This is a genomic window from Amycolatopsis sp. NPDC049159, assembly GCF_040648295.1.
Lineage (GTDB): Bacteria > Actinomycetota > Actinomycetes > Mycobacteriales > Pseudonocardiaceae > Amycolatopsis > Amycolatopsis pretoriensis_A.
This window is the reverse complement of the sequence record NZ_JBEZDL010000002.1, coordinates 472,743-496,471: the sequence shown is the minus strand read 5'-3', so window position 1 is coordinate 496,471 and position 23,729 is coordinate 472,743. Positions and strand designations below refer to the sequence as shown.

General features: G+C 72.0%; 17 protein-coding genes and 1 pseudogene. 14 read left to right on the top strand and 4 right to left on the bottom strand.

The window, feature by feature from the left end; all coding sequences use genetic code 11:
* Window position 1 precedes the first annotated feature (1 nt).
* The 8 genes from AB0B33_RS05515 to AB0B33_RS05480 all read left to right on the top strand — a co-directional run bounded on the left by AB0B33_RS05515 (window position 2) and on the right by AB0B33_RS05480 (window position 11,356).
* The gene (locus tag AB0B33_RS05515) at window positions 2-835 is read left to right on the top strand and encodes an urea amidolyase associated protein UAAP1 (protein ID WP_360767194.1); all 834 of its coding nucleotides are present in this window, start codon (window positions 2-4) and stop codon (window positions 833-835) included.
* Entirely contained in the window at window positions 832-1,467 is a 636-nt protein-coding gene (locus AB0B33_RS05510) for an urea amidolyase associated protein UAAP2 (protein WP_247011782.1), read from the top strand. Before AB0B33_RS05515 ends, AB0B33_RS05510 begins: the two co-directional genes overlap by 4 nt.
* Window positions 1,464-4,991 (top strand): urea carboxylase, encoded by a 3,528-nt coding sequence (uca, locus tag AB0B33_RS05505; RefSeq protein ID WP_360767191.1) that lies wholly within the window; start codon window positions 1,464-1,466, stop codon window positions 4,989-4,991. The genes AB0B33_RS05510 and uca overlap by 4 nt, the downstream gene beginning before the upstream one ends.
* Window positions 4,988-6,580 carry an allophanate hydrolase gene (locus tag AB0B33_RS05500; protein ID WP_360767187.1) on the top strand — a complete coding sequence of 531 codons (1,593 nt, stop codon included), beginning with the start codon at window positions 4,988-4,990 and terminating at the stop codon, window positions 6,578-6,580. The genes uca and AB0B33_RS05500 overlap by 4 nt, the downstream gene beginning before the upstream one ends.
* An 84-nt stretch (window positions 6,581-6,664) precedes the next feature.
* Window positions 6,665-7,276: a DUF998 domain-containing protein gene (locus AB0B33_RS05495; RefSeq protein WP_360767184.1), complete on the top strand. Its 612-nt coding sequence runs from the start codon at window positions 6,665-6,667 to the stop codon at window positions 7,274-7,276.
* Between the two features lie 344 nt (window positions 7,277-7,620).
* Window positions 7,621-7,854 carry a hypothetical protein gene (locus AB0B33_RS05490; protein WP_360767181.1) on the top strand — a complete coding sequence of 78 codons (234 nt, stop codon included), beginning with the start codon at window positions 7,621-7,623 and terminating at the stop codon, window positions 7,852-7,854.
* A gap of 200 nt (window positions 7,855-8,054) precedes the next feature.
* Window positions 8,055-9,245, top strand: a complete 1,191-nt coding sequence (locus AB0B33_RS05485) for a thiolase family protein (protein ID WP_247025215.1) — start codon at window positions 8,055-8,057, stop codon at window positions 9,243-9,245.
* Window positions 9,245-11,356 carry a 3-hydroxyacyl-CoA dehydrogenase NAD-binding domain-containing protein gene (locus AB0B33_RS05480; protein WP_360767178.1) on the top strand — a complete coding sequence of 704 codons (2,112 nt, stop codon included), beginning with the start codon at window positions 9,245-9,247 and terminating at the stop codon, window positions 11,354-11,356. The genes AB0B33_RS05485 and AB0B33_RS05480 overlap by 1 nt, the downstream gene beginning before the upstream one ends.
* Here the strand turns inward: AB0B33_RS05480 and AB0B33_RS05475 are convergent.
* Complete coding sequence (locus tag AB0B33_RS05475) at window positions 11,353-11,793, bottom strand: hypothetical protein (RefSeq protein ID WP_247011791.1); 441 nt, start codon at window positions 11,791-11,793, stop codon at window positions 11,353-11,355. The two genes, AB0B33_RS05480 and AB0B33_RS05475, sit on opposite strands and share 4 nt — an antisense overlap.
* A 57-nt stretch (window positions 11,794-11,850) precedes the next feature.
* Here AB0B33_RS05475 and AB0B33_RS05470 point away from each other — a divergent pair.
* Window positions 11,851-13,376, top strand: a pseudogene (locus AB0B33_RS05470) (twin-arginine translocation signal domain-containing protein).
* Here AB0B33_RS05470 and AB0B33_RS05465 read toward each other — a convergent pair.
* The 3 genes from AB0B33_RS05465 to AB0B33_RS05455 are packed head-to-tail and all read right to left on the bottom strand — an operon-like array spanning window position 13,373 to window position 16,715.
* Entirely contained in the window at window positions 13,373-14,497 is a 1,125-nt protein-coding gene (locus AB0B33_RS05465) for a HAMP domain-containing sensor histidine kinase (RefSeq protein ID WP_360767175.1), read from the bottom strand. The pseudogene AB0B33_RS05470 and the gene AB0B33_RS05465 overlap by 4 nt on opposite strands.
* Entirely contained in the window at window positions 14,494-15,174 is a 681-nt protein-coding gene (locus tag AB0B33_RS05460; RefSeq protein ID WP_247011794.1) for a response regulator transcription factor, read from the bottom strand. The genes AB0B33_RS05465 and AB0B33_RS05460 overlap by 4 nt, the downstream gene beginning before the upstream one ends.
* A 35-nt stretch (window positions 15,175-15,209) precedes the next feature.
* Window positions 15,210-16,715 carry a PucR family transcriptional regulator gene (locus AB0B33_RS05455; protein ID WP_360767171.1) on the bottom strand — a complete coding sequence of 502 codons (1,506 nt, stop codon included), beginning with the start codon at window positions 16,713-16,715 and terminating at the stop codon, window positions 15,210-15,212.
* 108 nt (window positions 16,716-16,823) lie between these two features.
* Here AB0B33_RS05455 and AB0B33_RS05450 point away from each other — a divergent pair, with 108 nt between their 5' ends.
* From AB0B33_RS05450 to AB0B33_RS05430, 5 genes are read left to right on the top strand one after another with little or no spacing between them, the layout of a single operon-like run.
* Window positions 16,824-18,269 carry a sodium:solute symporter gene (locus AB0B33_RS05450; RefSeq protein WP_360767169.1) on the top strand — a complete coding sequence of 482 codons (1,446 nt, stop codon included), beginning with the start codon at window positions 16,824-16,826 and terminating at the stop codon, window positions 18,267-18,269.
* Window positions 18,262-19,206 carry an agmatinase gene (speB, locus tag AB0B33_RS05445; RefSeq protein ID WP_360767166.1) on the top strand — a complete coding sequence of 315 codons (945 nt, stop codon included), beginning with the start codon at window positions 18,262-18,264 and terminating at the stop codon, window positions 19,204-19,206. The genes AB0B33_RS05450 and speB overlap by 8 nt, the downstream gene beginning before the upstream one ends.
* Window positions 19,203-20,846, top strand: coding sequence for a thiamine pyrophosphate-binding protein (locus tag AB0B33_RS05440; RefSeq protein WP_360767163.1), 1,644 nt, complete (start codon window positions 19,203-19,205; stop codon window positions 20,844-20,846). The genes speB and AB0B33_RS05440 overlap by 4 nt, the downstream gene beginning before the upstream one ends.
* The gene (locus AB0B33_RS05435; RefSeq protein ID WP_360767160.1) at window positions 20,843-22,201 is read left to right on the top strand and encodes an aminobutyraldehyde dehydrogenase; all 1,359 of its coding nucleotides are present in this window, start codon (window positions 20,843-20,845) and stop codon (window positions 22,199-22,201) included. Before AB0B33_RS05440 ends, AB0B33_RS05435 begins: the two co-directional genes overlap by 4 nt.
* Window positions 22,198-23,658 carry a cytosine permease gene (locus tag AB0B33_RS05430; RefSeq protein ID WP_360767157.1) on the top strand — a complete coding sequence of 487 codons (1,461 nt, stop codon included), beginning with the start codon at window positions 22,198-22,200 and terminating at the stop codon, window positions 23,656-23,658. Before AB0B33_RS05435 ends, AB0B33_RS05430 begins: the two co-directional genes overlap by 4 nt.
* Window positions 23,659-23,729 lie beyond the last annotated feature (71 nt).

Genomic DNA, 23,729 nt, shown 5'->3' with positions numbered 1-23,729 from the left:
CATGAGCACCACCGCCACCACCTACGGCGCCCGGGACCACGCCCGGGCCCAGGCCGGCACCGTGGTCGAAACGATGCCGTCGATCCCGGCGAGTACCTGGCCGGGCACCGTGCCCGGGGTGGCTCCCGAGGCGCTGACCTGGGCCGAGACCGTCGCCGGCGGCGGGTACACGCACAAGGTGCTGGCCCGGGGCACCCGGCTGCGGCTGACCGACGTCGAGGGCGACGCCTGCGCGCACGTGCTGTTGTTCAACGCCGACCAGCCGTGGGAACGGCTGAACGTCGCCGACACGGTGAAGGTGCAGTGGAACGCCTACCTCGGCGAGAAGGTGGCGCTGCTGTCCGACCAGGCCCGCGTGCTCGCCACGATCGTCGAGGACGGCAGCGGCCGCCACGACGCGCTCTGCGGGACGTCCACTGTGGACGGCAACACCGAGCGCTACGGCGACGGCGCCCCGCAGGGCCCCTCCCCCGCGGGCCTGCCGCTGTTCACCCTGGCCGCGGCGAAGAACGGGCTCGGGCCGCGTGATCTGCCGCCGAGCCTGTCGTTCTTCCAGGGCGTGCGCGTCCAGCCCGAAGGCGCACTGGAGTTCACCGGCTCCGCGGGCGCCGGGAAGTCCCTCGACCTGCGGATCGAAATCCCGTCGATCGTGCTGATCGCCAACGTGCCGCACCCGGTGGACCCGCGCCCGGGCTACACCGCGACGAACCTCGAAGTCCTCGCCTGGCGCGACCGCCCCTCCACTCCGGACAGTCCGGAGTGGAGGCACTCACCCGAAGCCCGGCGCGCGTTCGAGAACACCGCCGACTACCTGACCGCACGGGGGATCGCATGAGCACCGCCTACCGTTCGCAGCTGGAGCTGACCTTCGACGTGCCCGCGCGAGCGCCGTTCTCCACGGTGCTCAAGCGGGGCCAGGAGCTGACGATCGTCGACCTCGGCGGCAACCAGGCCGTCGACTTCCTCTGCTACGACGCGAACGACACGGCGAAGCGCTACAGCGCGGCCGCGACGATCGCCGCGCAGGGCAGCATCTTCCTCACCACCGGCAGCGTGCTGCGCACCCAGGAAAGTGCGCCGCTGCTCACCGTCGTCGCCGACACCTGCGGCCGCCACGACACGCTCGGCGGCGCGTGCAGCAAGGAGTCCAACAGCCTCCGCTACGGCCAGCACACCCGGTACCAGCACGCCTGCGTCGAGAACTTCCTCAGCGAAGGCGCGAAGTGGGGGCTGGGCAAGCGCGACCTGGTCAGCAACGTCAACTGGTACATGAACGTGCCGGTCGAAGAAGACGGCACGCTCGGCATCGTCGACGGCATTTCCGCGCCGGGAATGGAAGTCCGGCTGCGCGCGGAGACCGACGTGCTCGTCCTGGTCTCGAACTGCCCGCAGATCAACAACCCCTGCAACGGGTTCGACCCGACGCCGGTGCGCATGATCGTCACCTCGGCCGGGGGCGGCGAGTGAGGCTGCTCGTCGCCAACCGCGGCGAGATCGCGGTCCGGATCCTCCGCAGCGCCCGGGAACTGGGTCTCGAAACCGTCGCCGTGCACTCCGACGCCGACCGCCTGTCCCCGCACGTGCGGCTCGCCGACCGGGCCGTGCGGCTCGGTCCGGCCCCCGCGGCGGAGAGCTACCTGCGGGCCGGCGCGATCGTCCAGGCCGCCCTCGACACCAGCTGCGACGCGATCCACCCCGGCTACGGCTTCCTCTCGGAGGACGCGGCGTTCGCGCGAGCCTGCGAAGACGCCGGGATCGCGTTCGCCGGTCCGTCGCCGGAGCACCTGGAAGTGTTCGGCAGCAAGCACACCGCGCGCGAGGCGGCGATCGCGGCGGGCGTGCCGCTGCTGGCCGGCACCGGCCTGCTGTCCGATGTGGACGAGGCACTGGCGCGCGCGGACGACATCGGCTACCCGGTGATGCTCAAGGCGACCGGTGGCGGGGGCGGCATCGGCATGCGTGCCTGCGCCTCCCCCGAAGAACTGCGCGCCGCCTGGGACACCGTCCGCAGCGTCGCGGCCAAGAGCTTCGCGAGTTCCGGCGTCTTCCTGGAACGGCTGGTGACCCGCGCGCGGCACGTCGAGGTCCAGGTGTTCGGCGACGGCTTCGGCGAAGTCATGGCGCTGGGCACGCGGGACTGCTCGCTGCAGCGGCGCAACCAGAAGGTCGTCGAGGAGTGCCCGGCACCGGACCTGCCCGAAACCGTCCGCAAGCAGCTCGTCGAATCGGCCGTCGCGCTGTGCTCGTCGGTCCGGTACCGCTCGGCGGGCACGGTCGAGTACGTCTACGACCCCGGCCGCGGCGAGGCGGCGTTCCTCGAGGTCAACACCCGGCTGCAGGTCGAGCACCCGGTCACCGAGGCGGTGTACGGCGTCGACCTGGTCGCCTGGATGCTGCGGCTCGCCCAGGGCGACCGCGCGATGTTCCGCGCGACGCCGGTCGCGCGCGGCCACGCCGTCGAAGCCCGCGTGTACGCCGAGGACCCGAACGCCGGGCACCGGCCCAGCTCCGGGCTCGTGACGCGGGCGGAGTTCCCGGCCGGCACCCGGGTGGACACCTGGGTCGAGCCGGGCACCACCGTGACCACGCACTACGACCCGTTGCTGGCCAAGGTGATCTGCACCGGCACCGACCGCGCGGCCGCGCTGGCGAACCTCCGCGACGCGCTCGCCGCGACCCGCGTCGACGGCGTCCGGACCAACCTCGGGCAGCTGCGCGCGGCGGCCGCCGACGCGGCGTTCGGCTCGGCCGCCCACGACACGTCCACTTTGGACGACATCGCGGACGACGAGCCCCAGATCGACGTCGTGCGCGGCGGAACGATGACCACCGTGCAGGACTGGCCGGGCCGCATCGGGTTCTGGCCCGTCGGGGTGCCGCCGAGCGGCCCGATGGACGACCTTTCGCTGCGGCTGGGCAACCTCGCCCTCGGCAACCCCGAGGGCGCGCCCGGCCTGGAGTGCACTGTGGACGGTGTCACGCTGCGGTTCTCGCACGCCACGCAGGTGTGCGTCACCGGCGCGCCGACGACCGTCCTCGTCGACGGCACCGAAGCACCGTTGTGGGCACCGGTCGAAGTACCCGCCGGAGCCACCCTGGACGTCCGCGCGTGCACAGCCGGGTTGCGCAGCTACGTGCTCGTCCGCGGCGGCATCGACGTCCCGGCGTTCCTCGGCAGCGCGGCGACGTTCACCCTCGGGAAGTTCGGCGGCCACGGCGGCCGCGCGCTGGCCGCGGGCGACGTCCTGCGGCCCGGCCCGGCGCCCGCGGATCCCGTGGCGGGCCCGGTCGCCGAGCGGCCGGGCTTCGCCGGCCACTGGACGATCGGCGCGCTCGAAGGACCGCACGCGGCACCGGAGTTCTTCACCACCGGCGACGTCGACACCTTCTACGCCACCGACTGGCAGGTGCACTTCAACTCGGCCCGCACCGGCGTCCGCCTCGTCGGGCCGCGGCCGAAGTGGGCGCGGCCCGACGGCGGCGAGGCCGGCCTGCACCCGTCGAACATCCACGACACGCCGTACGCGATCGGCGCCGTCGACTACACCGGCGACCTGCCGATCCTGCTCGGCCCGGACGGGCCCAGCCTGGGCGGGTTCGTCTGCCCGGCGACGGTCGCCACCGGCGAGCGGTGGAAGCTCGGGCAGCTGCGCCCGGGCGACACCGTGCGGTTCGTGCCGATCGGCACCGACCACGCGGCGGCGCTGCGGACCCGGCCCGCGACGGCGGTCGAACCGAGCCGGCCCGCGCGCGACGACGGCGGCGTCCTCGCGCGACTGTCCGCTTCGGACGGAGAGCCACCGGTCACCTACCGCCGCAGCGGGGACGACAACCTGCTCGTCGAGTACGGCGAAATGAAGCTCGACCTGGCGCTGCGGATGCGGGTGCACGCGCTGGCCGAGCGGCTCGCGGCCGAAGGTGTGCCGGGGATCGTCGACCTGACGCCGGGCATCCGGTCGCTGCAGGTGCACGTCGACCCGGACGCGCTGCCGGTCGGCAAGGCGCTCGGGCTGGTGCGAGAGCTGGAACGGGACCTGCCGCCCACGCACGACCTCGTGGTGCCCAGCCGCCGCGTCCGGCTGCCGCTGTCGTGGGACGACCCGGCCACGCGCGAGGCGATCGAGCGGTACATGACGGGCGTCCGCGACGACGCGCCGTGGTGCCCGTGGAACATCGAGTTCATCCGGCGCGTCAACGGTCTGTCCAGTGTGGACGACGTCTACCGGACGGTGTTCGACGCCGAATACCTGGTGCTGGGCCTCGGCGACGTCTACCTCGGCGCGCCGGTCGCGACGCCGCTCGACCCGCGCCACCGCCTGGTCACGACGAAGTACAACCCGGCGCGGACGTGGACGGCGGAGAACTCCGTCGGCATCGGCGGCGCCTACCTCTGCATCTACGGCATGGAAGGCCCGGGCGGCTACCAGTTCGTCGGGCGGACCACGCAGGTGTGGAACAGCTGGCACGGCGGCGACCAGCCGTGGTGCCTGCGGTTCTTCGACCGGATCTCCTGGTACCCGGTGTCCGCCGAGGAACTCCTGGACCTGCGCGCGCAAAGCGCTTCCGGCCAGCTGGCGCTCGACACGACCGAAGGCACCTTCGCGCTGGCCGACTACGAGGAGTTCCTGGCGGCCAACGCCGACAGCATCTCGGCGTTCCGGGCGACGCAGGCGGCCGCGTTCGAGGCGGAGCGGAAGGCGTGGGCCGCGGCGGGCGAGTTCGACCCGAAACCGGAGCCAGTCACCCGGCCCCCGGCGCGCGTCGAGGCACCGCCGGGCGGGCACGTCGTCGAGGCGCCCTTCGCGGCGACCGTGTGGCGGGTCGACGTCACCGCGGGCGAGCGCGTCGAGGACGCGCAGTCGCTGGTGACACTGGAAGCGATGAAGACGGAGGCGCGGATCCCCGCGCCGGCGAGCGGTGAGGTGGTCGAAGTGCTCGTGTCCCCCGGCGACCAGGTGGCGCCCGGAACGCCGTTGGTGGTGCTCGGATGAGCCTCGTCGAACGGGTGCGCGCGGCGTACCGCCGGATCGAGCAGGTGGACCGGCCGGAGATCTGGATCGACCTGCGGCCCGAAGCCGAGGTCCTGGCCGAGGCCGCCGCGCTGGAAGCACGCGGGCGGCCGCTGTACGGCAAGCTCGTCGCGGTCAAGGGCAACATCGACGTCGCCGGGCTGCCGACCACGGCGGGCTGCCCGGCGTACGCGTACAAGCCGGAAGCCGACGCCCCGGTCGTCGCGCGGCTGCGGGAGGCCGGCGCGCTGGTGCTCGGCACGACCAACCTGGACCAGTTCGCGACCGGCCTGGTCGGGACGCGCAGCCCGTACGGCGCGGTGCGCAACGCCGTCGACCCGGCGTACGTCTCCGGCGGGTCGAGTTCGGGGTCCGCGGTGGCGGTGTCGCTGGGGATCGTCGACCTGGCCCTGGGCACCGACACCGCGGGATCGGGCCGGGTGCCGGCGGCGTTCAACGGGATCGTCGGGCTCAAGCCGACGCCCGGGCTGCTGCCGGCCGAGGGCGTGGTGCCCGCGTGCGCGAGCATCGACTGCGTGTCGCTGTTCGCGCGGACGGTCGAGGAGGCGTCGTTCGCGCTGACCTGCCTGGCCGAGCCCGCGCAGGTCCACACGGGACGGTTCCGGCTGGGTGTGCCCGACCACCTGGGTCCCCTCGCCGACGGCTGGGCGGACGCCTTCGCGGCCTCCGTCGAAGCCTACGCCGCGGCGGGCGCCGAAGTGACCACTGTGGACACATCGGCCTTCCTGGAAGCCGCGCAGTTGTTGTACGGCGGTGCTTTCGTGGCCGAGCGCTACACGGCGGTCGGCGAATTCCTGGACGCGCACCCGGAGTCCGTCGACCCGGTGGTGCACGGCATCATCACCGGCGCCCGCGACATCCCCGCGCACCGGCTGTTCGCGGACCAGGCGAAGCTGGCCGCGTTGCGCGCCGAAGCACTGGCCGCGCTGGCCGGCGTCGACGCGCTACTGTTCCCGACGACGACCGAGCACCCCACGATCGCCGAGGTGGCCGCGGACCCGGTCGCGGTCAACGCCCGCCTGGGCCGGTTCACCAACTCCACCAACCTGTTCGGCCTGTCCGCACTGGCGATCCCGGCCGGCACCGTGGCCGGGCGGCCGTTCGGCGTGATGCTGGTCGGCGCCCCGCACGACGACCTGAAGCTGGCCGCGCTGGCCGGGCTGCGCGACGAGCGGGTGCCGATCGTCGTGGTCGGCGCACACCTGCGCGGCCAGCCTCTGAACCACGAGCTGACTTCGCGCGGCGGGCGGTTCGTCTCGCCGGTTTCCACGTCGGCGTCGTACCGGTTGTTCGCGCTGGACACCGTGCCACCGAAGCCGGGCCTGGTGCGGGTCGCCGACGGCGGCGTCGCGATCGCGGCGGAGGTGTGGGAGCTGCCGGTGCGGGGCTTCGGCGAGTTCGTTTCCCGGATTCCCGCGCCGCTGGTGATCGGGAAGGTGGAGCTGGCGGACGGCACACGGGTGCCCGGCTTCCTGTGCGAACCGGCGGCGACGGAAGGGGCGGCGGACATTTCGGCGAAGGGCGGCTGGCTGGCACACCTCGGCGGGTAACGATCAGCTGCCCGGCACGGTAACGGGCCTCAAACCCCGCCTCGAAAACGCCGATGAACCGGGTAGCGACCCCCGGAGGCGGCGATGACCACGGCGACCCAGACCCCGCTCGTCCACTCGTACCTGTTCCTGCGGCGCGCCATCGGGCTCATCGGCCTGGCCCTCCCGTTCGTCCTCATCTTCGGCAAGCAGCTCGTCCAGGGCGGCGACCTGATCGGCTCCCTCAGCGGCTACTACTACACCGACGTCCGCGACGTCTTCGTCGGCTCGATGTGCGCGGCCGGGGTGTTCCTGCTCGCCTACTACGGTCACGACTTCGTCGACAACGTCGCCAGCAGCGTCGCCGGTCTCGGGGCGATCGGGCTCGCGTTGTTCCCGACCACGCCGGACCACGACGTGACGGCCTGGGACCGGACGTCGGGTGTGCTGCACCTCGTGTCCGCCGCGGTGTTCTTCCTCGCGCTGGCCTACTTCTGCCTGCGCCTGTTCCCCCACGACGGCGAGCAGCCCCCGGGCACCGGGATCGTCTACCGCGTTTGCGGCGCGGTGATCCTGGCCGCGCTGGCGCTGATCGCGCTGACCAGCTGGCTGCGGCTGCTGCCCGGCTGGCACCCGGCGCTGTGGCTGGAGAGCGCCGCGGTGTGGGCCTTCGGCGTCGCCTGGCTCGTGAAGGGGCGGACGATGACGCCCCGATGATGTCGGGACGAGTGGGCCGATCTCGACAGGGGTGAGACAGCCGGAGGTCACTCGTGGACGTCGCACTCGCGATCAGCGCCTCAAGTCTGTTGATCGCTGCGAGCCGATTCCGCTGGAGTCAGTCCATTTGACCAAGCGCGCACAGCCCAGCGAGGACGGCGAACTGGAACGAACTCTCGGCCGGCAGAATTCCCTCTACAACGGCCGGATGTACCGGCTCCTCAGGGTCCACTGCGAAGCAAGGCGTCTCGACCTCTGTTTCACGACGGGACGCTACTTCATCTGGACACCTCGCTGGTCCCGACCTCGGCGGCGGCTTCGACTTCGACCGGTGGAAGAACATCATGCGGGAGTGCGGAGAGGAGTTCTCGGACGTCGAAGAAGCTCGTGGTCGCGGCGGACGACCGATCGGCTACTCGCGGGACGGGCCGTTCCTCCTCGACGGGAAACCGAGCCTGTACACCGTGTGCGTGCTCGATTCACCGACGTTCGACGAGATCTTCGCGGGGATGGTCTCGAGTGGACCGGAGGGGACCATCCTCGTGGGCCCGGATCGGCGGGGCTTGGCGTCATCGTGACGCGCTCGGAGTCGCCCCACCTCCCTGAAACGCGGCAGCTCGGCCTCGAAGGACGCCCAAGAGTGTGCCGTAGCCCACTCGACCGGGCCACTCCACTGGTTACCGACGGGTAACAAGGGCTATCGTGCGGTCAAAGACCTCTACTTCATGGAGCACCAGTGGCCGCACCAGCAACGCCGCTCGCGCCGAACGCGCGGGGCGTGCGAAACGTCGCCTTCGTCGAGGGGGTACGGACCCCCTTCGGCAAGGCCGGCGACAAGGGCATCTACGCCGGGACGCGGGCGGACGACCTCGTCGTCAACGCCATCCGCGAGCTGCTGCGGCGGCACCCCGAACTGCCGCCCGAGCGCGTCGACGAGGTGGCCATCGCCGCCACCACCCAGATCGGCGACCAGGGCCTGACCATCGGCCGGACCGCCGCGCTGCTCGCCGGGCTGCCGAAGTCCGTGCCGGGCTTCGCCATCGACCGCATGTGCGCCGGCGCGATGACCGCCGTCACCACCGCCGCGTCCGGCATCGGCTTCGGTGCCTACGACATCGCCATCGCCGGTGGCGTCGAGCACATGGGCCGCCACCCGATGGGTGAAGGCGTCGACCCGAACCCGCGGATCATCGCCGACAAGCTCGTCGACCCGACCGCGCTCGTCATGGGCCAGACCGCCGAGAACCTGCACGACCGCTTCCCGGCGATCACCAAGCAGCGCACCGACGCCTACGCCGCGCGCAGCCAGGAGCGCTACGCCGAAGCCGTCAAGACCGGCAAGATCGGCCCCGAGCTGGTCCCGGTCGCGACCCGCTCGAAGGAGCTGGGCTGGGGCCTGGCCACCGAGGACGAGCCGCCGCGGCCCGGCACCACGCTGGAAACCCTCGCCGGGCTGAAGACGCCGTTCCGCCCGCACGGCCGGATCACCGCGGGCAACGCGGCCGGCCTCAACGACGGTGCCACCGCCTCGCTCCTCGCCGACGAGGACACCGCCCGCGAGCTGGGCCTGCCGGTCGCCATGCGGCTGGTCGGCTACTCCTTCGCCGGTGTCGAGCCGGAGGTCATGGGCATCGGCCCGGTGCCGGCCACCGAGAAGCTGTTCAAGCGCACCGGTCTCTCCATCGACGACATCGGCCTGTTCGAGATCAACGAGGCCTTCGCCGTGCAGGTGCTGGCCTTCCTCGACCACTTCGGCATCGACGACGAAGACCCGCGCGTGAACCAGTGGGGCGGGGCCATCGCGTGCGGCCACCCGCTGGCTTCCTCCGGCGTCCGGCTCATGACGCAGCTGGCCCGCCAGTTCGCCGAGCGGCCCGACGTGCAGTACGGCATGACGACGATGTGCATCGGCATCGGCATGGGCGGCACCGTGATCTGGGAGAACCCGGCCTTCGAGGGGGCGAAGTAATGACTTTCACCGCTGAAGAAGCGAAGGCCGCGTTCCCGGACGAGGTCGTCACGAACGCCGTCACGCGGCTGGTCAAGGTGCCCGGGCTCGCCAAGCCCGTCGCGCTGATCACCCTCGACAACGGCCACGACCACACCCGGCCGAACACGTTCGGCCCGCAGGGTCTCGTGTCCCTGAACTCCGCGCTGGACAAGGCGTTCGAGGCCGAACCGGCCGCGATCGCCGTCACCGGCAAGCCGTTCATCTTCGCCGTCGGCGCCGACCTCTCGGGTGTCGAGTCCGTGAGCGACCCGAAACTGGCGCGCGAGATCGCCCAGACCGGGCACGACGTGTTCCGCCGCCTCACCGAAACGAAGATCCCGACGTTCGGGTTCATCAACGGCGCGGTCATGGGCGGCGGCCTCGAGCTGGCGCTGTCCTGCCACTACCGGACACTGTCGGAGAACACCGCCGCGATCGCGTTCCCCGAGGTCTTCCTCGGCCTGTTCCCGGGCTGGGGCGGCACGCAGCTGCTGCCGAACCTCATCGGCGCGGACGCCGCCGTCACGGTGATCATCGAGAACGCCCTGGCGCAGAACAAGATGCTGAACGTCAAGCAGACGGCCGAGCTCGGCATCGTCGACGCGGTCTTCGGCTCGGCCGACTACCTCGAGCAGTCGCTGCTGTGGCTGGCCAAGGTCGTCAACGGCGAGATCACCCCGGCCCGCCGGGAGATCGACCGCGGTACCGGCTGGGACGCCGCGATCGCCCGCGCCAAGTCCATTGTGGACGGCCGGACGCACGGTGCCTCGCCGGGCGCGGCCAAGGCCGTCGAGCTGCTGGAGCTGGCCCGCGAGAACGATCTCGACCGCGGGTACGCGGCCGAGACCGACGGCCTCGCCGAGCTGCTCATGTCCGACGTCCTGCGCGCCGGGCTGTACTCGTTCAACCTGGTCAACAAGCGCGCCAAGCGCCCGGCCGGCGCGCCGGACAAGAACCTGGCCCGCAAGGTGAACAAGGTCGGCATCGTCGGCGCCGGCCTGATGGCCAGCCAGCTCGCGCTGCTGTTCGTGCGCCGCCTGAAGGTGCCGGTCGTGCTGACCGACGTCGACCAGGAGCGCGTCGACAAGGGTGTCGGCTACGTCCACGCCGAGATCGACAAGCTCCTGGGCAAGAAGCGCGTGTCCCCGGACGGCGCGAACCGGCTCAAGGCGCTGGTCTCCGGCTCGCTCGACAAGGCCGCCTTCGCCGACGCCGACTTCGTCATCGAAGCCGTCTTCGAGGAGCTGGGCGTCAAGCAGCAGGTGTTCGCCGAGCTGGAGCAGCACGTCAAGCCCGAGGCGATCCTGGCGACGAACACCTCGTCGCTGTCGATCACCGCGATGGCGTCGAAGCTGCAGCACCCCGAGCGCGTGGTCGGCTTCCACTTCTTCAACCCGGTGGCCGTGCTGCCGCTGCTGGAGATCGTCCGCGGCGAGCAGACCGACGACGCGTCGCTGGCGACCGCGTTCTCGGTCGGCAAGCAGCTCAAGAAGTCCAGCGTGCTGGTGAAGGACGCGTCGGCGTTCGTCGTCAACCGGCTCCTGCTGCGCTTCCTCGGCGAGGTGCTGGTCACCGTCGACGAGGGCACGCCGTTCGAGGTCGCCGACTCCGCGCTCGAGCCGCTGGGCCTGCCGATGACGCCGCTGACGCTGATGCAGCTCGTCGGCCCGGCCATCGCGCTGCACGTCGGCGAGACGCTGCACGAGGCGTTCCCGGACCGGTTCACCGTGTCCGACAACCTCGCGAAGTTCGTCAAGGCGGGCAAGAAGGGCGTGTGGGTCTGGGATTCCCAGGGCAACCAGTCCGCCGACCCCGAGGTCGTCGAGCTGTGGACGCAGGGCGACAAGCCGTCCACTTCGGAGCAGGTGCGTGACCGGGCGCTGTCCGCGATCGCCGAGGAGATCCGGATCATGCTCGACGAGGGCGTGGTCGCCGAGGCGCAGGACATCGACCTGTGCCTGATCCTCGGCGCGGGCTGGCCGTTCTGGAACGGCGGCATCACGCCGTACCTGGACCGCTCCGGCGTGTCCGAGCGCGTGAACGGCAAGCCGTTCCTCGCCCCGGGCGTGGCCTCGGTTCCGGCCGGCTAGTACTCGCCCTCCCGAGGGCACTTCGGCGGCGGCGCGGTGAGTTTCAGCTGCGCCGCCGTCGCGTCGGAGTCGATGACCGTCACCCGCTCGGCCTTCCGGAAGCGGGCGTGCAGCTCCTGCGCCCACGCCTTCAGGTCGGTGCCCGGGACGGCGAGCAGCGACACCGACGGCGGGTCGACGAACACCCGCCGCGCCTTCGGGTCGTCGCGCACGGCCGGCATCGCCGCCCGCAGCTCGGCGTCGGCGGGGAAGACCACCACCACCGCCGCGCACAGCGTGTGGCCGGCCAGCGGCGCCGGGTTCGTGTCCACCGGCAGGTCCGGCGGGCGCTTCAGGGCCGCGACGCCGAAGGCCAGCCCCACCCCGACGGCGGCGGCCAGCGCGATCACCGGGACCAGCACCCGGACCAGCGGCTTCTCCTCCACGTCCAAGATCACAGCACACGTTGGCCGCCGGGACACCGCCCGTTCACCCCGGCGGCTTAGCGTCCGCGCGTGACCACCGACAGACGCCGGTTCCTCAAGGGTGCCGGGCTCGCGGCCGCCGCCGCGAGCATCCCCCTCCCCGATCCCGACGTCGACCTGAGCCGGCTGTGCGGCCGCTACCAGTGGCTGGTGGGCGACCACCACACGCACAGCCAGTACTCCTACGACGCGATGTACCGGATCGACCAGATCGCGCGCGGCGGGCGCGCGCACGGCGCCGACTGGATCGTCTTCACCGACCACGGCCACGCCGAGCACGAGAAGGTGTCGGTCGAGCCGACCGAGGCGGACTTCCTCGCCGCCCGGCGGAAGTACCCGGACCTGCTGCTGTGGCACGGCATGGAGTGGAACGTCCCGGGGGCCGAGCACGCGACGGTGTTCTTCCAGGCCGGCGACCGGCAAGCCGCGAAACTGCGCGAGTTCGAGCGGACCTTCGACTGGCGGCTGACGAACTCCGAGGCGTCGGGCCCGGCGAACGAGGCACTCGCATTGCGCGCGTTGCGCTGGCTCGCCGACGAAGAGCGCGCAAAACGCATCCACGCCCCGGTCGTGTTGATCAACCACCCGCTGCGCAACGGGCGCGTCGCCCCGCACGAGCTGCGGGCCTACCGCGACGCCGCTCCGCACATCGTGATCGGCATGGAGGGCGCACCCGGCGCGCAGGCCGACGGCTTCCCGAAGCCGCTCGGCAACGGCGGCGCGCGCGGCGGCTACGCCAACGGCGCGGGCGCGAACTCGTGGCCGGGCTTCCCGCCGGAGGCCTACCGGACGTACGGCGGCTGGGACTGGTCGACGGCGAAGGTCGGCGGGCTCTGGGACTCGCTGCTCGCCGAGGGCAAGCCGTGGTGGATCACCACCAACTCCGACTCGCACTACAACCGCGGCGACACGCTGGTCCGCCCGCCGGTGGCGGACGACTGGTACGACACGCACGGCAAGTACCCCGCCCGGTCGACAGCGGCGTCCCGCAGCTGGTCCCGCCGTACGCGGACTTCCACCCGGGCGAGTTCAGCCGCACGCACGTCGGCGTCACGCGGCGCAGCCTCGAAGGCGTGCTGGAGGGCCTGCGCGCGGGCCGGATCTGGCTCTCGCACGGCGGCCTGGTCCAGTCCCTCGAGGTCGGCGCGCACGGCGGCGGCTCCGCGGCGACGCTGGGCGGCCGCCTGCGGGTCCGGCGCGGTTCGGACGTGACGGTCGTGGTCTCCGCGCGGCTCGCGTCCCGCCCGAACGGCGGTGGCTCGATCCCGCGCCTGGCCCGGTTGGACGTCGTCGCGGGCCCGGTCACCGGCCCGGTGCGCGACCCGGACACGATGACGGCGCCGGGCACGCGGGTGGTGGAGTCGTTCGAGCCGAGCTGGGCGCCCGGCCGGCAGGTCGTCTTCCGCCACACCTTCCGCAACGTGCGGGCGCCGTTCTACGCGCGGGTCCGCGGCTCGAACGGCGACGCCGAGCCCACGCCGGACGTCCTCGGGCAGGCGAACCCGTTCGACGACCTGTGGCTGTACGCGAACCCGATCTTCGTGGACGTGCGTTAGCGCACCGGCAGGTGGACGGTCACCCCGAGGCCGCCGCCCACGATGGGTTCCGCCGTCACGCTTCCGCCGTGGGCCTGGACCGCCGCCCGCACGATGGACAGGCCCAGGCCGGCGCCGTTGCGGGCGGTGCGGGCGACGCCCGCGCGGCGGAACGGCTCGAACAGCTCCGCCACCGTCGCCGGGTCCACCAGGCCGCCCGAGGAACGGACCCGCAGCATCGACCACTGCGAGCCCGGCTGGGTCACGACCTCCAGCCAGCCGCCTTCGACATTGTGGCGGACCGCGTTCTCCAGCAGGTTGCCCGCGATCCGCTCCAGCAGCGCCGGGTCGCCGAACGCCGGGGCCGACGGGGTGGTGAACGCGGCCTGGATGCCGCGGTGCTCGGCCTCCCGGTGCACCGCGCGCCAGGCCCGGTCGACCACGACGGCCAGGTCGACCGGTTCCCGCACCCCGAGCCCGGCGCCGTCCGTGCGGGCCAGCAGCAGCAACGAGTTCACGAGCTGCCCGGCGCGCTCGGTCGCGTCGCGGACCACCCCGCCCATCCGGCGCAGCTCGGCCACGTCGGCGTCGTCGTCGGCGAGGGTGACGTCGAGTTCCGTGCGGATCACCGACAACGGCGTCCGCAGCTCGTGGCTCGCGTTCGCGACGAAGTGGCGTTGCGCGTCGAACGCGGCCTGGAGCCGGTCGAGCATGTCGTCGAACGTCTCGGCCAGCACGGCCAGCTCGTCGCGCGGGCGCACCCCGCCGATCCGCTCCCCCAGCGACTCGACCGACAGCCGCCGCGCGGTGCCGGTGATCTCGCGCAGCGGGAGCAGGACGCGGGAGGTGAACGTCCAGGCGAGGATCGCCGCGGCCGCGACCACGAGCAGGAACGCGATCGAGCCGAACAGCAGCATCCGGTTGCGGGCGTGCACCCGCAGGTGGTCGGCGAGCGTCGAGGCGTCGACCGTGACGCCGTCGACGACCACTGTGCTGCCCGGCGGCATCTGCGGCACGGTGTCGAGCGAATCCCGGACGAGCGTCCAGGCCAGCCAGAGCAGCAGCAGGCTGACGGCGGCGACGAGCACGGTCGCCAGCAGGGTGATCCGGACGCGGAGGCTGCGGGTGCCCGGCAGGTTCACGCGCGTTGCGGCGTGCCGGGTTCCGGCACCCGGTACCCGGAACCGACGACGGTCTCGATGATCCCCGGCTCGCCGAGCTTCTTGCGCAGCGTCATGACGGTGACCCGGACGGTCGTGGTGAACGGGTCGGCGTTCTCGTCCCACACGCGTTCGAGCAGCTCTTCGCTGCTGACCACCGACCCGGCGGCCGACAGCAGGACCTCGAGGACGCCGAACTCCTTGCGCGTCAGCTCGACCGGCCCACTGGCCCGGCGGACGGTCCGCTTGGCCGGGTCCAGCTCGACGTCCCCGGCGGTGAGCAGCGGCGGCGCGGCCGGGGTGGCCCGGCGCCCGAGCGCCCGGACGCGGGCGACCAGCTCGGGGAAGGCGAACGGCTTCGCGAGGTAGTCGTCGGCGCCGAGGGAAAGCCCTTCGACGCGGTCGGACACCGAACTGCTCGCGGTGAGCATCAGCACCCGGGTCAGCTCCCCGGACGCGACGATCTCCCGGCACAGCTCGTCCCCGGACATCCCGGGCAGGTCCCGGTCCAGCAACACGACGTCGTACCGCGTGACGGCGGCCTTCTCGTGCCCGTCGTCACCCGTGAGCGCGACGTCCACCGCCATGCCCTCGCGGCGCAGGCCACGGGCGATCGCGTCGGCCAGGGGTTCTTCGTCCTCGACTACCAAAACTCGCACGAACCCACAATCCCATATCTTCCTGAGAGTGCCCTTTAAGGACTGTGTGTGACCGGTGAGAGCCACCGCAGCGCGAACCACAGCCGCATCCGGACCTCGGGGTCCGCCAAATCCACGTCCAGCGCCCGCTCCACCTGCGCGATCCGGTGCCGGACGCTGTTGCGGTGCACGCCCAGCTCGGCCGCCGTCGGCTCCCAGCCGCCGTGGTGGGCGAGCCACGTCCGCAGCGTCGGCACCAGCGACCGGTCCCCCGCCCGGTCGAGGGCCACCAGCGGTTCCAGCGCCCGCTCGGCGAAGCCCCGCGAAGCGCCCGGGTCCACCAGCGCGTCGAGGTCGAGCGGCGAGTCCCCCGCCACGACCGGGCGCCCCAGCGCCCGGGCCCGCGCGAGCAGCGAGTCGACCTCACTCTCGGACAGCCGGCCCGCCGGTGCCGGGGCGCCCGCCGCCGCCAGCCAGCCGTGGGCGCGCAAGTCTTCGAGCACCGCGAGCGGCGGCGCGGACCCCACGATCGCCACGAACCGGCCGGGGCGCACCGAAACGAGCGGGGTGTCGAGCCGGGCGCGCAGCCAGTCCGGCCGCTGGGCCACCTCGCCGGGCCCCCGCCGGTACGCGGCCCCGGCGACCAGCCGGACGACGTCCGAGCCGAGCAGCGCACGGGCCACCCCGCCGGGCGACGTGCGGCCGAGCAGCAGGCCGGTCGCCGCCGCGCCCAGTTCGGCCGCGTCCGAGCCGGCGCGCCCGACCAGGCCGAGCAGGGCCGCGCCGACCGCGAGGATCGCCCGCTCGGCGCCGTCGAAGCGCGCGGGCCTGCCGACCACCACCAGGTGCGACGCCGTCGCCTGCGGGTACACCGGCTGGACCACCACGAACCCGCCGCCGGCCTCGGTGGTCGCGCTGCGGATCCCGCTGCCCGCCCGCACGGTCGCCACCAGCTCCCGCACCTGGAGCGGCAACGGCGTGGGCGCGTCGTGCGCCGAGGCCAGGACGTCGCCGGCGCCGACCAGCGCGACCCACGACCGCAGCTGTTCGGCCAGCGACGACGTCAGCTCGCCCAGCCCGCCGCCCGCCGCGCGGGTCAGCGTCTCCCGGGCCGCCGTGATCCGCCGCTGTTCGCGTTGCCCGGCCTCGGTGAGCGCGACCGACACCGCCCGGTTGATCGCCAGGAACGGCGTCCGGGCAGGCACCACCAGCAGCGGCAGCCCGTACCGCGCGCAGGCCCGGCGCAGCGGCTCCGGCAGCGTCTCGAAGACCGTCGGGGTGAGCCCGAACCCCAGGGCCGTCACGCCGGCGTCGCGCAGGCCGCGCACGTACCGGTCGACCCGGTCCGGCAGGTTCACCCCGGCGGTGAGGATCAGCTCGCCGCCGACCAGGTAGGGCGCGGGGTCCTGCAGCTCGCTGACGTGGGCCCAGCGCACCGGCGCGTCCAGCGCACCCGGCCGCAGGGTCTCGGGGACGACGTGGAGCGCGAGCTCCCGGTTGCCGACCACGTCCCGTAACGGGACATTCACTTCGGTGGGCACCGAATCCGTGATCGAGGTCATTTCGTCCCTATGGAGGTCGACATGGAGATGAATCATCTCATGCCGGAGGGGTGGCGGGCGAACCTACGGTGACCCGAACACCACCGCCACGAAGGTAAGGAGGCCACCGTGACCGGCGACTACGCGGTGATCGCGTTGTACATCGCGGGCATGCTGGGGGTCGGCTGGTACGGCCTCAAACTCGCGAAGACGAAGTCCGACTACCTGGTCGCCGGGCGGCGGCTGGGCTGGTTCATGTACTCCGGCACGATGTCGGCCGTCGTGCTCGGCGGCGCGTCCACCGTCGGCGGCGTGAAGCTCGGCTACACCTACGGCATCTCCGGCATGTGGCTGGTCGTCAGCATCGGCGTCGGCATCCTCGTGCTGCACACGCTGTTCGCGCGCCGGCTGGTGAAGCTCAAGGTCTACACCGTCGGCGAGATGCTCGACCTGCGCTACGGCGGCCGCACCAGCGCGGTGTCCGGCGTCGTGATGTGGGGCTACACGCTGATGCTGACGGTCACCTCGACACTGGCCTTCGCGACCATCTTCAAGGTGCTCTTCGACCTGCCGAACTGGGCGGGCATCGCGGTCGGCGGCTCGATCGTCGTCCTCTACTCGGTGCTCGGCGGCATGTGGTCGATCACGCTCACCGACATCGCCCAGTTCGTCATCAAGACCATCGGCATCCTGGCGATCCTGCTGCCGGTCGCGATCAGCTCGGCCGGCGGCTTCAGCGGGATGAGCGAGAAGCTCGACGCGAGCTTCTTCAGCTTCAGCTCGATCGGCACCGACACGATCATCACCTACTTCGTCATCTACACCTTCGGCCTGCTCATCGGCCAGGACATCTGGCAGCGCGTGTTCACCGCCCGCACGCCGGGGATCGCGACGTCCGGCGGCATCACCTCCGGCGTCTACTGCCTGGTCTACGGCCTGGCCGGCGCCCTGATCGGCACCGCGGCGCACGCGCTGTACCCGGACCTCGCCAGCGCGCAGGACGCCTTCGCGACGATCGTCGAGCGCCTGCTCCCGACCGGCGTCCGCGGCCTGGTGCTGGCCGCCGCGCTCTCGGCGATGATGTCGACGGCGAGCGGCGCGCTGATCGCCTGCTCCACCACCACGACGTCGGACCTGCTGACCAAGTTCGGGCTGAAGAAGGGCGGCGAGGTCAGCCGCAACCGGCTCGCCACGCTCGTGCTCGGCCTGCTCGCGATCGGCATCGCGATGGTCGTCGACGACGTCGTCAACGCGCTCACCATCGCCTACGACATCCTGGTCGGCGGCCTGCTGGTGGCGATCGTCGGCGCGCTGTTCTGGAAGCGCGGCACCCGCCAGGGCGCGTACGCGTCGATGGTGGCCGGCACGATCTCGGTCGTCACGTTCATGATCATCGACGGCGTCGACGCCAACACCCCGATCTACTGGGGCCTCGGCGCGAGCCTGGTGGTGTACCTCGCCGTCAGCTTCGCCACGCCCCGCACGGCCGACTCGATCCTTTCCGTCTGGACCCGCCGACTCAACGGCGAAGAAACGCCCACCCCGACCCGGGAACAGGAGCCCAGCAGTGCCTAACATCGGACCCCTCGACTCGTCGCGCGTCCCCCGGTTCGCCGGCTTCGCGACCTTCGCGCGGCTGCCGCGCATCGACCAGGTCGACCACGCCGACGTCGCCGTCATCGGGGTGCCCTTCGACTCCGGCGTGTCCTACCGGCCCGGCGCCCGGTTCGGCCCGGCCGCCGTCCGCGAGGCGAGCCGGCTGCTGCGGCCCTACCACCCGGAGCTGGACGTCTCGCCGTTCGAAGCGAAGCAGGTCGTCGACGCCGGGGACATCGCGGTCAACCCGTTCAACATCGGCGAAGCGATCGAGACGCTGCAGCAGGAAGCCGAAGCGCTGCAGGCGAACGGGACGCGCCTGGTCACGGTCGGCGGCGACCACACGATCGCCCTGCCGCTGCTGCGGGCCGCGGCGAAGCGGCACGGACCCGTGGCGCTGCTGCACTTCGACGCGCACCTCGACACCTGGGACACCTACTTCGGCGAGCCGTACACCCACGGCACCCCGTTCCGGCGGGCGTCGGAGGAAGGCATCCTCGACACGAGCGCGCTGTCGCACGTCGGCACCCGCGGCCCGCTGTACGGCAAGCGCGACCTCGAAGAGGACCGCCGCCTCGGCTTCGGCATCGTGACTTCGGGCGACGTCCTCCGGCGTGGTGTCGCCGAGACCGTCGACGCCCTGCGCCAGCGCATCGGCGACCGGCCGCTGTACATCTCGGTCGACATCGACGTCCTCGACCCGGCCCACGCGCCCGGCACCGGCACCCCCGAGGCGGGCGGCATGACCAGCCGCGAGCTCCTGGAGATCCTGCGCGGCCTGCGCGACCTCAACCTGATCGGCGCGGACGTCGTCGAGCTGGCCCCGGCCTACGACCACGCCGAGATCACCGCCATCGCGGCTTCCCACGTCGCCTACGACCTGGTGAGCCTGCTGAGCCTGGGGAAGGGCGAATGACGCGCATCGGCGGGGACGTCGTCGTCGAAACCCTGCGGGCCCTGGGCGCCGACACGGTGTTCGGCCTGCCCGGCCAGCACGCACTGGGCCTGTTCGAGGCCCTGCGGCGCGCGGACGACCTGCGGGTGATCAGCGGGCGCGTCGAGAACAACCTCGCGTTCGCCGCCGACGGCCACGCCCGCGCCCGCCTGGCCGCCGACCCCGACGGCCCGGTCCCGGTGACACCCCTGATCGTCTCGACCGGCCCGGGCGCGCTGCTGACGTTGGCGTCCCTGCAGGAATCCCGCGCGGCTTCGGTACCGGTGCTGGGAATCTCCAGCCAGATCCCGGCCGCCGGCCTCGGCGGCGGCCGCCACGGCTACCTGCACGAACTGCCCGACCAGCAGGCGAGCTTCTCGGGCGTCGTGAAGTCGGTGCACGTCGTGCGCCACGCGAGCCAGATCCCGTCGGCGCTGCGGGAGGCGTGGACGTCGGCGGCGACCGCGCCGTACGGCCCGGTGTGGGTCGAGATCCCCCAGGACGTCCTGCTCGGCCCGGCGGGAATCCCGCCGATCACGTCGGTGTCGGCGACTCCCCCTCCCCTGGAACCCTTGCCGGAGCTGGTCACCGCTGCGGCCGAACTGCTGGCGGCGGCGTCGAACCCCGTGATCCTCGCCGGTGGGGGTGCCCTGCGATCCGGCGCGCACGCGGAGCTGACGGCGCTGGCGGAAGCGTTGCGCGCACCGGTGATCTCGACGTTCGGCGGCAAGGGCGTCTTCGCCTGGGACCACGAGCTGTCCGGCCGCTCCTGGCTGGAGGACTGGCACACCACGGAGTTCCTGGCCGACGCCGACGTACTGCTGGTGCTCGGCTCCGGCCTGGGCGAGCTGTCCAGCAACTACCGCGAGTTCGCCCCCCGCGGCCGCGTGATCCAGGTCGAGGCCGACCTGGGGAAACTGGAGTCCAACTACCCCGCCCTGGGCATCCACGCCGACGTGCGACCGGCGGTGCAGGCGCTCCTGGAGTGGGTGCCGGTGCGGCGCTCGGACGGCCGGGCCGAGGCCGCGGTTTCGGGCTTGCTCTCGCGGGTCGAGTCCCGGTTGGCCGGTCAGGACCTGGGGGTCGAACGCAAGCTGATCGACGACATCCGCGCGGCGGTCCCCGAGGGCACCCAGACGTTCTGGGACATGACGATCGCCGCGTACTGGGCCTGGTCGGCGTGGAACCCCGAAGGCGCCCCGATCCACACGGCACAGGGCGCGGGCGGCCTGGGCTACGGCCTCCCGGGCGCGCTCGGCGGCGCGGCGGCCGGGCGCCCGGCACTCGCGGTCTCCGGCGACGGCGGCGCGATGTACGGCATCGCGGAGCTGGCCACCGCGGTCCAGCACGGCCTGGACGTCACCTGGCTGGTGATCGACGACGGCGGCTACGGCATCCTGCGCGAATACCTCACGGACACCTTCGGCCGCACCACGGCGACCGAGCTGTCCCGCCCCGACTTCGTGGCGCTGGCCGCCTCCTTCGGCGTACCCGCGACGCTGTCCTCTTTGGACAAGGTGGGCACCGACCTCGCCGAGGCGCTGCGCACGCCGGGGCCGTCCGTCGTCGTCCTCCCCGCGCTGCTGAAGATGTTCGCGCCGACCCACCTGGAGCAGGCATGACCCGCACGCTGGACCTGACCGACCCGGCGACCGGCGAGGTGTTCGGCACCAGCCCGGTGGCCTCGCAGTCCGATGTGGACGCGGCGCTCGAATCGGCGGCGCAAGCGTTTGCGATCTGGCGCCGCAGCACCCCGGCCCAGCGGCAGCTGGCACTGCTGAAGATCTCCGACGCCCTGGAAGCCCGAGCCGGGGAGTTCGCCGACCTGGAGGTCCGCGAGACGGGCAAGATCCGCTCCGTGGTGCTCGACGAGGAGATCCCGGAGTGCGTGAGCGCCCTGCGCTTCTTCGCCGGCGCCGCCCGCCACCTCGAGGGCACCGCGGCCGGCGAGTACACGCCGGGCCACACCTCGGTGATCCGCCGCGAGCCGATCGGCGTCTGCGCCCAGATCGCCCCGTGGAACTACCCCCTGATGATGGCGGTCTGGAAGATCGCCCCGGCACTGGCCGCGGGCAACACGGTGGTGCTCAAGCCGGCCGAGACGACGCCGTCGACGGCCGTGCTGCTGGCCGGCGTCGCGGCGGAGTTCCTGCCTGCCGGGGCTTTCACCGTGCTGACCGGCGACCGCGACACGGGCCGGGCTTTGGTCCGCCATCCGATCACCGCCCTGGTCTCGATCACCGGCTCGACCCGAGCGGGCATCGACGTGGCCACCGTGGCGGCGGCCGACCTCAAGCGCACGCACCTGGAACTGGGCGGCAACGCGCCCCTGCTGGTCTTCCCGGACGTCGACCTCGCCGCGACGGCCGAGGGCATCGTGGGCGCGGCGTTCTACAACGCGGGCCAGGACTGCACGGCGGGCAGCCGGGTCCTCGTCCACGAGTCGATCCACGACGACTTCGTCGCCGCGCTGGCCAAGGTCGCCGCGTCGCAGACTCCGGGCGTCGACTACGGGCCGCTCAACAGCGCGGCGCAGTTCTCGCGCGTCGAGGGCCTCATCTCGCGCCTGCCTTCCCACGCCCGCATCGAGACCGGCGGCACACGATCCGGCGCGACAGGCTTCTACTTCTCCCCCACGGTGGTCTCCGGCCTGCACCAGGACGACGAGATCGTCCAGGAGGAGATCTTCGGCCCGGTCATCACCGTCCAGTCCTTTTCGGACGAAGCCGACGGTGTCGCGCTGGCCAACGGCGTCCCGTACGGCCTGGCGTCGTCGGTCTGGACGAAGGACCTCGGCGTCGCGGCGCGGGTCTCGGCGGAGCTGGACTTCGGCTGCGTCTGGGTCAACACCCACGGCCCCCTGGTGGCCGAGATGCCCCACGGCGGCTTCGGCCACTCGGGCCACGGCAAGGACCTCTCGGGGTACGCCTTCACCGAGTACACCCGCGTCAAGCACGTGATGACGAGGTTCGCATGAGCGACAAGATCACGGAGGTCGAGCAGCACGGCATCGCCCCGATCCCGCCGGAAGAGCAGACGTCCCGCCCCCGCGACCTGTTCCGCATGGCCTTCGGCGGCGCGAACACCTTCGCCACGATCATCCTGGGCACGTTGCCGATCGCGTACGGCCTGAGCTTCCGCGACGCGGCCCTGGCGACAGCGCTGGGCGTCGTCGTCGGCGGCCTGGTCCTGGCCCCCATGGCGCTGTTCGGCCCGCGGACACGCACGAACAACGCGGTCTCGTCGGGCGCGCACTTCGGGGTGGTCGGCCGCTGCGTCGGCTCGTTCTTGTCGCTGCTGACGGCGATAACGTTCTTCGCGATCTCGGTCTGGGTGAGCGGCGACGCGGTGGCCGGCGCGGCACAAAGACTGTTCGGCTTCGACGGCGGCGCGGCACTGCGCGGCATCGCGTACGGCGTGATCGCGATCGCCACGCTGGTGGTGTGCATCTACGGCTACCGCTTCATGCTCTTGGTCAACCGAATCGCGGTGGTACTGGGCACCCTGATCATGCTCCTGGGCGTAGTGGCGTACGGCGGCTCGTTCGACCCGGGCTACGGCGGAACGGGAACGTACGCACTGGGCACGTTCTGGCCGACGTTCACCCTCGCGGCCCTGACCGCACTGGCGAACCCGATCAGTTTCGGCGCGTTCCTGGGCGACTGGGCCCGCTACATCCCGGCCAGGTACAGCAAGCGCTCTCTCTTGACCGCACCATTCCTGGCCCAGGTGGCAACGCTGCTCCCGTTCGGCTTCGGCATCGCAACGGCAACACTGGTGGCGAACCCGGCCGACTACATCACCGGCCTGACCGCGATTTCCCCGCTCTGGTACGCAATCCCGCTGATCGTGGTGGCGCTGATCGGCGGCCTGTCCACGGGAACGACGTCCCTCTACGGAACGGGCCTGGACTTCAGCTCGATCTTCCCCAGACTCTCCCGAGTCCAGGCAACGCTGCTGATCGGCACCCTGAGCGTGGCATTCATCTTCATCGGCAACTTCGCCCTGGACATGGTGTCGAGCATCAACGCGTTCGCGACGCTGATCGTCCTGTGCACCTCCCCCTGGATGGTGATCATGATGATCGGCTTCGTCCAACGCCGGGGCTTCTACGACGTGGAAGACCTCCAGGTGTTCAACGAAGGCCGCCGAGGCGGCCGCTACTGGTTCGCGAGCGGGGTGAACTGGCGCGCAATGGCAGCCTGGATCCCGGCAACAACCTTGGGCCTGCTGTGCGCGAACACCCCGATGATCACGGGCCCTCTGAAGGACATCGCAGGAGGAGTGGACATCAGCCTGCCGGCAACACTGCTGACAGCGGCGATAACGTACCCAGTACTGGTAAAGCTGTTCCCGGAGCCCGCAGAAGTCATCGCGACGTTCCGCACCCCGCCCCCAGCCCCGCTCAAGCTGGGCGGTCATCCCGTCGCCTGAGGCCGCCTCAATCCAGGCGACGGGATGACCACCCAGCGAACCGAGGGGTCATCCCAGAGCCTGCCCGTCCG

What these genes read in the sequence shown, in the direction of transcription:
- AB0B33_RS05515 (WP_360767194.1), top strand. Translation starts at nt 2, where the DNA reads ATGAGCACCACCGCCACCACCTACGGCGCCCGGGACCACGCCCGGGCC.
- AB0B33_RS05510 (WP_247011782.1), top strand. Translation starts at nt 832, where the DNA reads ATGAGCACCGCCTACCGTTCGCAGCTGGAGCTGACCTTCGACGTGCCC.
- AB0B33_RS05500 (WP_360767187.1), top strand. Translation starts at nt 4,988, where the DNA reads ATGAGCCTCGTCGAACGGGTGCGCGCGGCGTACCGCCGGATCGAGCAG.
- AB0B33_RS05495 (WP_360767184.1), top strand. Translation starts at nt 6,665, where the DNA reads ATGACCACGGCGACCCAGACCCCGCTCGTCCACTCGTACCTGTTCCTG.
- AB0B33_RS05490 (WP_360767181.1), top strand. Translation starts at nt 7,621, where the DNA reads ATGCGGGAGTGCGGAGAGGAGTTCTCGGACGTCGAAGAAGCTCGTGGT.
- AB0B33_RS05480 (WP_360767178.1), top strand. Translation starts at nt 9,245, where the DNA reads ATGACTTTCACCGCTGAAGAAGCGAAGGCCGCGTTCCCGGACGAGGTC.
- AB0B33_RS05455 (WP_360767171.1), bottom strand. Translation starts at nt 16,715, where the DNA reads ATGACCTCGATCACGGATTCGGTGCCCACCGAAGTGAATGTCCCGTTA.
- AB0B33_RS05440 (WP_360767163.1), top strand. Translation starts at nt 19,203, where the DNA reads ATGACGCGCATCGGCGGGGACGTCGTCGTCGAAACCCTGCGGGCCCTG.
- AB0B33_RS05435 (WP_360767160.1), top strand. Translation starts at nt 20,843, where the DNA reads ATGACCCGCACGCTGGACCTGACCGACCCGGCGACCGGCGAGGTGTTC.
- AB0B33_RS05430 (WP_360767157.1), top strand. Translation starts at nt 22,198, where the DNA reads ATGAGCGACAAGATCACGGAGGTCGAGCAGCACGGCATCGCCCCGATC.